Here is a 12,536-nt window from a genome sequence, read left to right as displayed (position 1 = left end):
CCAGATATCATTTTAATTACTTTTCAATCAATTGGTCATACTTTTCAATATCGAACTTGCTAACTTCCCTCTTCCAGCTTCCTTTCCATAAATACTTCACCATCAATACAGGAATCCATATCTTTGTAATATGGATTTTTCTTTGCCGCTTCGTAAAATTATTCACGTGGATATGGACGCATTTTATGCTTCTGTAGAGCAGCATGACAATCCTTCGCTGAAAGGAAAACCTATTGCAGTGGGCGGCCAGCATCGTGGTGTAGTGGCAGCAGCAAGCTATGAAGCAAGAAAATATGGAGTACGTTCCGCCATGCCCAGTAAAACGGCAAAGGAAAAATGTCCTGACCTGATATTTGTACCTCCTAGATTTGCCCGGTATAAAGAAATTTCGAAGATGATCCGTGAGATTTTCTATGAATATACTGATCTTGTGGAACCTCTTTCCTTAGATGAAGCCTACCTGGATGTCACCGAAAATAAAAAAGAAATAGAATCTGCCAATCAGATCGCCAGAGAAATTCGTCAGAAAATATTTGAGACGACAGGTTTAACGGCTTCTGCAGGAATTTCTGTGAATAAATTTCTGGCCAAAGTAGCTTCTGATATTAATAAGCCAAATGGTCAGAAAACCATTCATCCGGATAAAGTGGAAGGTTTTCTGGAAGAATTACCTGTGGAAAAATTTTATGGTGTAGGAAAGGTAACCGCTAATAAAATGTTTAGCTTAGGTATTTACAAAGGAAAAGATTTAAAGAAAAGGTCTTTGGAAGACCTTGTAAGAATCTTTGGAAAATCAGGAAAGCATTATTACAATGTCGTTCGTGGTATTCATACTTCTGAAGTAAAACCTCACCGGATTCAAAAAAGTGTAGCTGTGGAAAGAACGTTTTTCGAAGATCTTTTTGATGAGCAGCAGATCAATGAAAAGCTGGAAAGTCTGAGCCAGGAACTTCATCAACGTTTACAAAAAAACAATATTCTAGGACGAACTTTAACCTTAAAAATTAAGTATAAAGATTTTTCTCTTTTTACCAGAAGTATAACCAGAGAAGAATACTTCACATCTCCTGAAGAATATTTCAGTACTGGGAAAAAACTCTGGGAACTTCGCCCTTTTGACAAAGCAGTCCGTTTACTGGGATTGTCACTTTCTCATCTGAATACGGAAGAAAAAAAACTGGTTTCCGTTCAACTAAAAATCCCGTTTAAAGAATTCGAAAACTAAAAGATTATATTTTTTTCGCTAACTTGTATACACCAAATAAGCAAAATTATATGAACCCAACAATGATTCAGTTTTTCCACTGGTACTCTGAAGGTGATGGAAAGCTATGGAAAGATGCCGAGAAACAGTCTAAATATCTAGCTAAACTTGGAATAACTTCTGTCTGGTTTCCACCTGCCTACAAAGGAACAAATGGCGGATATTCGGTAGGATATGACACCTATGATCTTTATGATCTTGGAGAGTTTGATCAAAAAGGAACTATCCCAACCAAATATGGCACTAAAAAGGAATATGTAAAAGCGATCAAAGCTTTAAAAAAACAAAATATTGAAGTCATTGTAGATATTGTATTGGGACACAAAGCAGGTGGTGATGAACTGGAAAAATTCAATGTTGTAAAAGTGGATGAAGACAATAGGGAAAAAGTAATCTCAGATACATTTGAAATAGAATCCTATACAAAATTCACCTTTCCCGGAAGAAAAAAAAGATATTCAGATTTTGAATGGAATTTCACATGTTTCAGCGGTGTAGATTATGCAGAAGGTATGGAGTCTCATATTTATAAAATACAATCTGAATATGGCGACAACTGGGAAGAGATGATCCATGATGAAAAGGGAAATTATGATTATCTCATGTATAATGACATTGAGCACAGAAATCCTTTTGTGAGAGAAGAACTCAACAATTGGGCAAAGTGGTATTTTGATGAAACAGATTTTGATGGTGTCCGTCTTGATGCTTTAAAGCATATTTCCTTTGATTTTTATAAAGAATGGCTTACCCTACTTCGCTCCAACACTGGAAAAAATATTTTTGCTGTTGGAGAATACTGGGCTCCCGGATATCTTCATCTGCTTCAAAAATATATTGAAGTAACTGAGGGCTGTATGAGTCTTTTTGACAGTTCACTACAGAATAATTTTCATAATGCTTCCAAAGAAGGAGATTCTTATGACCTGAGAAGAATTTTTGATGAAACCCTTACCCAGGCTGACCCTTTACATTCGGTGAGTATTGTTGCCAATCATGATACCCAACCTCTTCAGGATCTGGAAGCGCCGGTTGAATCATGGTTTAAACCTATTGCTTATGCTTTGATCTTATTACGAAAAGATGGTTATCCCTGTGTTTTTTATCCGGACTTGTATGGTGCACATTATATCGATAAAGACAGAGCAGGAAATGATCAGGAAATCTTTATGCCGAAAGTAGATGGTATTGAAGAGCTTCTGAAAGCCAGAAAGGAGTATGCTTATGGGGAACAACGGGACTATTTTGAAGATGCCAACTGTATTGGATGGATCCGTGAAGGAGATGACCATCATACAGGCTGTGCCGTAGTGCTGAGTAATAAAGATTCTTACAACAAACCAATGGAAATAGGAAAACGTTATGCCGGTAAAAAGTTTAAAGACCTTTTGAAAAGATTTAAAAATAAAGTAACCATTGATGAAAATGGTTGGGGAGATTTTCCTGTGCCTGCCGGAAATGTAAGCGTTTGGATTTCAGAATAAATAAAAAAGCGTACTTCATTAAAAAGTACGCTTTATATTTATATTTCGGTATTAGCATTTGATACCTCTACAACTCCATAGATCGGGAGCCCACTCACAACAGAAATTATCTTCGTTATAAAAGCAGCAAGTATTGCCTCTGATAATGATTCCGCCATTTACATTTTTAAGTTCCTGACGATTCATTTTTCTTGCACTGAAAGATTTCTTGATTTTCATAATTATTATTTTTTTGAATTTGTAACTCAAATATAAACAATATATTATAATTATTATTCAATATAATCTATCAACACCTTAATATCATCTACCTAATGATCAAATCATAAAACAGCAAGAAATGAATCGTTGAAATATTAAATTCTATGACTCAATTAAACCTCAACTTTACTGATTTCCAGAATTTCAGGACGTTCTGAAGAGTCGGATATGTGTCCTGTTCTTGCAAATTCTGCCCAAAGTGCTCTTAGTTTCTTTCCATTGTCGTGAATACGTTCCCAGGGGATATTTTTCAGTAGTTCAGAAGATTTCCAGGCAGATTCATTTCCAAAAATAAGAGGAAGATCAATACAGTGTGGTGCTCCAATATGATTATCTTCTAATCTGGAATGGAGTCTGAACAGATAAATATTTCCACCGCCTCTGGCATAATTTTCTGCAAATTGTCTGGCCGGAGCACCATAGATCATGTCTGTTGTTTTTTCAACGGTTTTATCCAAGACCTTTAATCCAAATCCTTTCCCAAAATATTTGTTTAAAGCCTCTGAAGTTTTGAGATAAAATGCAGTCTCATCATTATTCAAGCCAATCAGAACATCATATTTTTTAGCATTTTCACGCCATTTCTCAATGGACTCTTCTTCTTTGCATAAAGGCATATAGCCGTACTGGGTTCCAAAGGGCATTGCTGCTTTCAATCCATATTTTATTACAGATGGAACAAACTTTCCGTATTCTTCCATCATTTTATAAACATCTGCTTCATCTTTAATCTCTTCTGTCTTCTTTAAAAATTCAGCAGACATTTTTTGTCTCTTATGCCGTAATCCCAAAGGCGCACTCTGAATAATTACCCGTTGAAATAAATCGTCGATTCCTTCTGATATCATCAAATGTGCTATTGCATCTCCTCCAGAAGACTGCCCAAACAGGGTAACATTTTCCGGATCTCCACCAAAGTCTGCAATATTACTTTTGATCCATTTTAACGCTTCAATTATATCCAACAGACCTAGATTAGGAGGTCTTTTTTCACCTCCGCCCAAAAAACCAAAAAGCCCTAAGCGATAGGAAACTGTCACCACAATGATATTTTGTTCTTTTACCCACTCTGCAGGATCAGCGGTAGGCAGATCTCCGCAACCGATCTCATGGGAACCGCCATGGATCCAGACGATCACAGCAAGTTTTTCGTTTTCAAGAAATTTATCCGGACGAATTACTGAAAGATATTGGGTAGATTCTTCAGGTTCAAATTCTTCAACGGGTGTTGCTCCTATCATCTTTTCCACAAGCGGACTAAGTTTCTGAGGGCAAACCGGAACTTTATATTCAAGTCTGCTATCAAAAATAAAATGCTCAACCGGGACAGGTTTTTGAAACCTTTCGGAACGGGCATAACGAATACTTTTAGCTCTTATTACTCCTTCTTCCTTCCATCCAGTAATAACACCAAAACGCGTGTTGAATATATGGCTTTCTTTATGTGGTGATTTCATTTTGAAATGGTGAATGCTTTTATTCTTAAAGATAACCTTGTTTTTCGGAAAAATAAAATTTATACAGCTAATTAAAACTCAAGATATTAATAAAAACACAAAATTTTATAATGATATTTCTAATGTGATCTTATATCAATTCAGCGTTTTGTATTCACTTGGAGAAATACCTACTTTCGTTTTGAATAATCGTGTAAAGTGCTGTGGGTATTTAAAGCCTAAATCATAAGAAATTTCACTGATCGATTTTCCTTGTTCCAGTATCTGTTCTTTGGCAATATCTATGAGTTTATTATGGATCAGTTCCTGGGGAGAAATTCCTAATTCTTTTTTAATAAGGTCTCCGAAATAATTCGCTGAAAGGTTCAGTTTTTCTGCAAAGTAATTTACCATGGGAAAGCCTATATTTTTTGGATGATCTGATTTTAAGTACTCATCAACAAGATTTTCAAATTTCCCGATCAGTCCCTGATTGATATGGTCTCTGGTAATAAACTGACGGTCATAAAAACGCATACAGTAATTTAGAAACAGTTCAATATTATTTACAATTAATGATTTACTGTGTTTATCTATTGACTGCCCAAGTTCATGCTTTATATTTTTAAAGCAGTCCAGAATAATCTCTCTTTCTTTTTCCGAAAGGTGTAAGGCCTCATGCACATCATAGGAAAAGAAATTATAATCTTTTATATTTTTTCCAAGATTGGTTCCTTTTAAAAGGTCAGGATGAAAAATTAAAGCAAAGCCTGCCGGCTGAACAGATTTCTCCCTATTATAAATCCCATATGTCTGACCTGGGGCGATGAAAACCAAAGTCCCTTCCTGATAGTCGTAACTATGTTTTCCATACTGCATGTCTCCACACATCACATCTTTCAGGAAAACGGTATAAAAACCAAATTTTCTTCTATATTGACAAATGGGATCTGATTTGGAGAAATCAATTACACTTACCAATGGGTGCAGTGTTTCATGATTTGCCATTTTATTGTACTCTGAGACTGTATTATAGATCTCAACCTCCTGATTTTCCATGAAGTCTATTTTTTTCACAATTCAAAATTACCAATTTCTGATATAATAGATATCGTGTCTGTAAAATTGGTAAGTAATCCCGTAATCTGTATAAGTCAGATTTACAGGAAAGTTTCGACTTTTGTATCGTTATGGAAAACTTTAATACAACTATTTTTCCAAAAGGTGAAAAGGCTCCATCAGACTATTTCTCAGGAGGAACTGCCTGGATTCAAATCCTTAAACCTAATGAAAATCAACTGAATTGCCAGATCGGAAATGTAACTTTTGAACTGGGGTGCAGAAACAATTGGCACTCCCATGGGGGCGGACAGATTTTAATTGTAACTTCAGGAACCGGTTTTTACCAGGAGAAAGGAAAACCAGTACAGGTCTTACATGCCGGAGATATCGTAAATATATTACCCAATGTAATCCACTGGCATGGGGCTGCACCTGATAGTGAATTCACGCATATCGCCATCAATACCAACACGCAAAACGGTATTGTGGAATGGCTGAATCCTGTAACGGATGAGGAGTATAACAATTTATAGCAACAATATATTAAACCAAATAAATTAAATAATCAAATGAGCACATTTACAGTAAAAGCTTATGGGGCAGAGTCCACCACAGCAGACCTGAAAGAAATGAATATTGAGAGAAGAGAGATTACTTCCAAAGATGTAGAAATTGAAATTCTATATTGCGGAGTATGTCATTCTGATCTTCATACAGCAAGAAACGATTGGGGCGGAACCCTCTACCCTGCTGTACCCGGACATGAAATTGTAGGAAGAATTACAAAAGTGGGAAGTGAAGTGTCCAAATTTAAAGTAGGTGATCTTGCAGGAGTAGGATGCATCGTAGATTCATGTGGACATTGTAACAGCTGTCAGCACGATCTTGAACAATATTGTGAAAATGGATTCACAGGAACTTATAATGGAAAAGACAAGCATTCGGGAGGTCATACTTTTGGAGGGTATTCCCAAAAAGTAGTGGTAGATTCTCATCACGTACTAAAGGTTCCTGAAAACCTTGACCTTGCTGCCGTTGCACCGCTTCTTTGTGCAGGTATTACAACATGGTCCCCTCTAAGACATTGGAATGTAGGGCCAAATTCTAAAGTAGCTGTTGTAGGACTAGGTGGATTAGGACATATGGCCATTAAACTAGCCAAAGGATTAGGGGCTGAAGTTACCTTATTTTCAAGAACTCCAGGAAAAACTGAGGATGCTAAGCAATTGGGGGCCGATCATGTTATCATTTCCACAGATGAAGAACAGATGAAGTCGGTAAAAGGAAAATTTGATGTGATTATTGATACGGTTCCTTATGTACATGATGTAAATCCTTATGTAACGACCTTAAATATTAGTGGAACCCACGTTCTTGTAGGATATTTAGGAGGGCTGGAACCTATTTTGAATACTGTTCCTATGATCTTGGGAAGAAAATCAGTGGCAGGATCTGTGATCGGAGGTATTGCAGAGACCCAGGAATTACTGGATTTCTGCGGAGAGCACAATATTGTTTCAGAAATTGAAATGATCAAAATGCAAGACATCAATGAGGCCTATGAAAGAATGCTGAAAAGTGATGTGAGATATCGTTTTGTAATTGATATGCAATCGTTATAATTCTTTCTGTAAGATATAGCAAAAAAGGGTATTCAAATTGAATATCCTTTTTTTATTATTTTAGGTTGTTACTAAAAACATTCTGATTTTTATCAACCCGATATCTGTTTCCTTCAGCACATTGATGATCATTTCTTTCCATATCCTGAAATGCCCACTCTGCCATAGCATCAATAACAGGAGCCAGTTCGTTTCCAGCGTCACTTAATTTATAAGTAACATGAGGTGGAACTACAGGCTTTGCAGTTCTTATAATCAATCCGTCTGCTTCAAGCTGTTTCAGATGTTGAATTAACATTTTTTCTGTAACAGCAGGAATTGCTTTCTTCAGTTCACTATATCTCTTCTCTCCTGTGGAAAGATTGAACAGGATAATTGGCTTCCAAAAACCTCCAATCCGTTCCATAACATACATTACAGGGCAATCCTGCACTATTTTTTTGTTTTCCTGAATGGTTGAACTTTCTTTAATTGCTGCCATGATGATACATACTTTAGGGTAAGTACTTGTATAAAAGTAAGTACAAATATAACTTTGTATCAGGAAATAAAAAAATATTTATCAATGAAATTGCAGTCATTTGATCATTGATCAAGACGAGTCAGTACTCAGCAATAGCATGATCATTAAAAACAATAAAAAATCTACATATGAAAATTATTATCACAGGATCACTAGGAAACGTTGCCAAACCTTTAACACAGCAATTGGTAGAACAAGGACACGACATCACTGTTATCAGCAGTAGTGAAGGAAGAATACAAGACATTGAATCTTTAGGAGCGAAACCTGCTATCGGCTCTATTACAGATCTTGATTTCTTGACCCAGACTTTTACCGGAGCAGATGCTGTATTTGTGATGACACCGCCTGCCATCAGTACCGAAAATATTGTTCAAAACACCATCAATGCCGGAAAGAACTATGCGGAAGCATTAAAGAAAACCGAGGTAAAAAGAGCGGTCATGTTAAGCAGTGTGGGAGCAGCATCACCTGTAGAAAATGGTCCTATCAAAGGACTTCACCATATCGAAAAGCTTTATAACGAAATTGAAAACACGTCATTTACCTTTTTAAGAGCAGGTTATTTTTATACAAATTTCTTCAATGATATCCCATTGATTAAAAATGCAGGAATTATGGGTGGAAATTATTCTGAAAACACAGAAATTCCTGTAGTACATCCAACAGATATCGCCAAGGCAGCTGCTGAGGAATTGGTAAAAAATGAGACGGGTAAAAATATCAGATATATTGTAAGCGACTCCCGAAAAGCATCTGATTTTGCAAAAGTATTAGGAGCATCAGTTGAAAAACCTGAACTTCCCTGGGTAGAATTCTCAGATGAAGATTCTTTGCACGGAATGCTGCAAGCCGGTTTGCCACAAGACATGGCCAAACTCTATGTTGAAATGGGGCTGGGAATGAAAACAGGAACTGTACAAAAAGATTTTATTGAGCACGGATCTCCAGTAAATGGAAGTGTTAAACTGGAAGATTTCGCTAAGGAATTTACTGCTCAGTTTCAGGCTTAAATTGAAGGATAGAACCGAAAATTTGCTAGTATAAAATAAAAGACCTTCCAGACAGGAGGGTCTTTTATTTTTTTAATAACAAGCAAACCGTAAAGTACAGCCTGTAAAAAATAAGGGTAATAATTAGTTTTTGATTAATTTCAATGCCTTATTCTCTGTCCCTGTTTTTACAAGTACCAGATAAAGACCTTTTGTCAAGCCTTTTACGTTCATTTCAATTTTTGGTCCCTTCTGCTTCTTCAATGACATTACTTGTCTTCCGGAAGCATCATATACATAAACATCTACATCACCTTTATTATTAGACGGAAGCATAATGCCCGAGACATCGTCTGCCGGATTAGGAACTAATCTTATTCCTTCTTCCGATTTCACTATATCTTTTACTCCAAGAGAAGAAGTAGGCACAATAGATTTAATAAGCCATCCATAAGAAGCAGCCTCCGGATCACTTACCAAACGGAGTCTCACTGCAATTTCATCTCCAGAAGCAAATGGCCCTAAATTTAAAGAACTGTTCTGAAATAATGTTTCGTTTACATTGGCTGCAGAAAGAGCTGCCCCTCCATTATTCCAGTTACTGAATGATGCTTCATCATAAACACCCATTGTACTCCAATTCACAAGATCCTTAGATCCTTCCACATAAGCAAAGTCGTATCCTGCTTCCGTAAGAGCCATATGTCTCATTGTCATTGCAGAAGCTTGTCCTACAATAACAGGTGTTTTGATATAGGTTTGATAAGTAGTATTGTTTGCATATGGATGTCCAACATTATTCAATACATTATAAGTAAATTTATTTGATACATTATCTACTACAAATTTACCTGTACCAACATATACATCATTGGAAGTAAAGGCCGGAACATTAATGGCAGCAGCTCCACTATTAAAATTGATAATATCAAAAGATTTTGTATCCTTGATGGTTTCTTTTGTTCCGTTAGCATATATTCCGGTTACAGATACAGAATGCATTCCTTCCGATAAAGTTGAAGTGGTCGTAAGTGTATAATCTGTATTAGGCTGAGTACTCGATATTGTTGACACATAAGCATTGTCAACATAAACCTTCAGGCTTGTAATTTGCGGGTTTGTATAATTAAAGACAGCCTTCGCATTCATGTTGTGAATAGCTACCTGATTTGCACTCTTGATTATTGGACGTGCAACATATTCAGGAAGTACATAGGTTGCCAATTCAGGAATAGTAGCTGTCCAGACTCCTCTGCCATGAGTAGCAAGAACTACCTGGTCATTTACAATTTTCATCTGCCAGATAGAAACTGGCGGCATTGTAGTTACCAGAGACCAAGTTGCTCCACCATCTACTGTTTCAAATATTCCTATATCTGTTCCTGCCCAAAGAATTCTGTCATCAAAAGGCATCTCAATTAAGCTATGTACCGGTACATCTGGGAAACCTGTAGATGCAGACCCTGTGCTGTATCCAGAAATGTCCGTCCATGTTGCTCCAAAATCATTGGTTTTTACCACTTTCGGCTGAGCTGCTACAGAAAACAGCACATATGCTCTGGCTTCCGTTGTATTTGATGGTGAAATTCCACTGATATAGTAATTGCCTGTGGTTGGGAGATTACCTGTTGTTTTTACAAAAGTAGATCCATTATCTTTTGAAACATTGATTTTATATGTTGTTCCTGTTCCTCCTGAGGCTGCAGATCCGGCCCAAATAACATCAGGATTTGCTACTGATACTTTTACAGTGGCAAATGAAGCGTTTCCATTCCACGTTCCGTTGTTTGCTGCCGTAAAAGTTGTCAAACCCCATGTTCTCCCAAAATCCGGGGACTTCCAAACTCCTTTAGAAGATACTGTAAATATAACATCCGGATTATTATTAGCATTGGCTAGTTTAGAATAGAATGGAGATGATGCTGATCCATAGTCTGTATTTCTGGCTGTAAAGCGACCGTTAAGACTTACCCCCTGTTCTGTTCTTACAAAGTTATTGTATTGTGAACCAAATATCATTTCGTTAGGCTTATTATAGTTCCAAAGGGCTTCAAACCCATCTCCACCTAATAAAGATAAGTAGTTTGAAGTGCTTGATGACGGAGCTGTAAGGGTAGCTGATGAACCATTATCCTGAGCTCCTGTGACATAAACATCTGCACCATTCTTTTTGTCTGCACCGTAAAACTGTGTGGTATTAAGTCCTGTAACAGGATTTCCCCAATCTCCCTGGGTTTCCCCCGGGTTTGTTTTGTATTGTGTAGAATATACACCACCATCATTGGTAAGTAAAAGCCTGAATTGAGCAGGGTCTGCAGGATTAATTTGGCAAACAATACCATGTTGGTCAGGATGTACAGCTGTGTTCAGATATGCTGTATTATAACCACTTGCAATAGAAAGTACATTGTACGAATTATCTGTAGTATCTACAGTAACTTTTGCAACAGAAACCCCGCCTATATAAATGATATTTTCATTAAAAGGATGTGCCGCAATAGCATTGTCATACCATCCCTGATCGCCCAAAATCTCCTTACTGTTTCCAGTTTTATAGGTTAAAGCTTGAAAACTGCCTCCTGCATTGGCAGACATATACACTCCTGTAGTTGATCCTTCCTGGCAGCTTAAGTAAATTTTATTCTGATTAACCGGAGATACAGCAATTTCCATTCTTTTTATTGCTTTATTAAGTGCCAAAGCATCAAACACTTTTGTCCAGGTCACTCCACCGTCTGTAGATTTAAGAATCCCTAAAGTATTAACAGAAGCATATATTGCACTGAAATCGCTGGTTGCTACAAGGTCCTGTGTAGAGGTATAAGTGGTACCACCTACGGTTGATCCTGTAAATGTCTGATTCCAGGTTGTTCCGCCGTCCTGAGTTACATAGATTCCTTTTGAAGTAGCTGCTAATAGGTGATTTGCATTGGTAGGGCTCACCAGTAATCTTCCTACATCCCCAAAAGCAGCAGTATTCAGTAATCTTGTCCAATGTTCTCCTGCATCTGTAGATTTTATAAGCCCTGTTCCTGTAATTTTATCTAAATTTCCAAAAGGTTCTCCTGTTCCTGCATACACAACATTAGCATTCTGAGGAGAAATGGCAATAGTAGAAGTAGCCAGGTTAGGAACCGCAAAATCTGTTGTATTTTTCCAGGTTGTTCCCGCATTGTCAGTAATCCAAACGCCACCTCCTACTGATCCTACATACCATTTATTAGGATCCTGAGGCGAAACTACAATACTTCTGTCCCTCCCCGGAATATTATTAGGACCTCTTTCTGTAAACACAACATTATTAATAGAATAAGCTCCATTTTTAGCGGCAATAGAAGATTTTTGCTTAGCTTGTTTAAGAGTAGCACTATTGAGAGCCTTATTATACTCCTTCAGTAAATTTCCATCTTCATAAAGCATTTTGTTTGTACCAATAGGCATTGTAATCTGACGTCTATACTCTGCCATCTCTTCAATTCCTTTTTTCTCTTTAGCCCCAGCTTCCTGTTCTCTTAATTTTTTATCTGCACGGTGTCCCAATACCATTTCACCAGGTTTTGCCATACTGATCAGTAATTCTTTTCTAAGCTGAATTTCTTCAGTTCCATCACCAAAATTTTCAAAAACCTTATTAAATTTTGGATCATTATAAGCCAGTATCTTTTTTAGGTTTTGTTCTTTTTGTACCTGAGCATAGACTTTTTTTTCATCCGAAACTTTAATGTTATCCTGTTCCGTGGATTCTTTTTCTTTCTTTTTCACCATCCCGTCAGTGGTTGATGATGACGGCGGGCGGCTGGTGTCTGCTTGTGTATTGAAATGCTGACAGGCATCCAATAAAAAAACAGCGCTTATCACCATTACTCCGTTTCTGATGTAGTTTTTTTTCATG

At 37.1% G+C, this 12,536-nt stretch carries 10 protein-coding genes; 5 read left to right on the top strand and 5 right to left on the bottom strand.

Annotated features, from left to right (window positions below; translation table 11 throughout):
- Nucleotides 1-130: 130 nt before the first annotated feature.
- Both dinB and AC3HD6_RS12500 read left to right on the top strand, forming a co-directional pair.
- On the top strand, nucleotides 131-1,225 hold the full coding sequence (gene dinB, locus AC3HD6_RS12505; protein ID WP_488896621.1) for a DNA polymerase IV: 1,095 nt from the start codon (nucleotides 131-133) through the stop codon (nucleotides 1,223-1,225).
- Between the two features lie 50 nt (nucleotides 1,226-1,275).
- Nucleotides 1,276-2,748 carry an alpha-amylase gene (locus AC3HD6_RS12500; protein WP_488896620.1) on the top strand — a complete coding sequence of 491 codons (1,473 nt, stop codon included), beginning with the start codon at nucleotides 1,276-1,278 and terminating at the stop codon, nucleotides 2,746-2,748.
- Nucleotides 2,749-2,799: 51 nt separating this feature from the next.
- On the opposite strand, the gene AC3HD6_RS12495 is transcribed toward AC3HD6_RS12500, so the two are convergent.
- The 3 genes from AC3HD6_RS12495 to AC3HD6_RS12485 all read right to left on the bottom strand — a co-directional run bounded on the left by AC3HD6_RS12495 (nucleotide 2,800) and on the right by AC3HD6_RS12485 (nucleotide 5,504).
- A complete protein-coding gene (locus AC3HD6_RS12495; protein WP_488896619.1) occupies nucleotides 2,800-2,967 on the bottom strand; it encodes a hypothetical protein in 168 nt (55 codons plus the stop codon).
- Nucleotides 2,968-3,122: 155 nt separating this feature from the next.
- Nucleotides 3,123-4,466: a carboxylesterase family protein gene (locus AC3HD6_RS12490; protein ID WP_488896618.1), complete on the bottom strand. Its 1,344-nt coding sequence runs from the start codon at nucleotides 4,464-4,466 to the stop codon at nucleotides 3,123-3,125.
- A 135-nt stretch (nucleotides 4,467-4,601) separates the two neighbouring features.
- Entirely contained in the window at nucleotides 4,602-5,504 is a 903-nt protein-coding gene (locus tag AC3HD6_RS12485) for a helix-turn-helix domain-containing protein (protein ID WP_488896617.1), read from the bottom strand.
- 131 nt (nucleotides 5,505-5,635) lie between these two features.
- Between AC3HD6_RS12485 and AC3HD6_RS12480 the strand changes: the two genes are divergently transcribed.
- Nucleotides 5,636-6,040, top strand: coding sequence for a cupin domain-containing protein (locus AC3HD6_RS12480; protein WP_488896616.1), 405 nt, complete (start codon nucleotides 5,636-5,638; stop codon nucleotides 6,038-6,040).
- Nucleotides 6,041-6,076: 36 nt separating this feature from the next.
- The gene (locus AC3HD6_RS12475; protein ID WP_488896615.1) at nucleotides 6,077-7,129 is read left to right on the top strand and encodes an NAD(P)-dependent alcohol dehydrogenase; all 1,053 of its coding nucleotides are present in this window, start codon (nucleotides 6,077-6,079) and stop codon (nucleotides 7,127-7,129) included.
- 55 nt (nucleotides 7,130-7,184) lie between these two features.
- Here AC3HD6_RS12475 and AC3HD6_RS12470 read toward each other — a convergent pair whose 3' ends face one another.
- Nucleotides 7,185-7,610 (bottom strand): winged helix-turn-helix transcriptional regulator, encoded by a 426-nt coding sequence (locus tag AC3HD6_RS12470; RefSeq protein ID WP_488896614.1) that lies wholly within the window; start codon nucleotides 7,608-7,610, stop codon nucleotides 7,185-7,187.
- Between the two features lie 170 nt (nucleotides 7,611-7,780).
- On the opposite strand from AC3HD6_RS12470, the gene AC3HD6_RS12465 reads away from it, so the two are divergent.
- Complete coding sequence (locus AC3HD6_RS12465) at nucleotides 7,781-8,665, top strand: NAD(P)H-binding protein (protein ID WP_488896613.1); 885 nt, start codon at nucleotides 7,781-7,783, stop codon at nucleotides 8,663-8,665.
- A gap of 123 nt (nucleotides 8,666-8,788) precedes the next feature.
- Here AC3HD6_RS12465 and AC3HD6_RS12460 read toward each other — a convergent pair whose 3' ends face one another.
- On the bottom strand, nucleotides 8,789-12,535 hold the full coding sequence (locus tag AC3HD6_RS12460) for a WD40/YVTN/BNR-like repeat-containing protein (RefSeq protein WP_488896612.1): 3,747 nt from the start codon (nucleotides 12,533-12,535) through the stop codon (nucleotides 8,789-8,791).
- Nucleotide 12,536: the final 1 nt, after the last annotated feature.

The sequence above is a fragment of the Chryseobacterium sp. II3a genome (genome assembly GCF_057815135.1).
The sequence above is the reverse complement of the archived record's forward strand: the minus strand, read 5'-3'. Positions and strand labels throughout refer to the sequence as shown.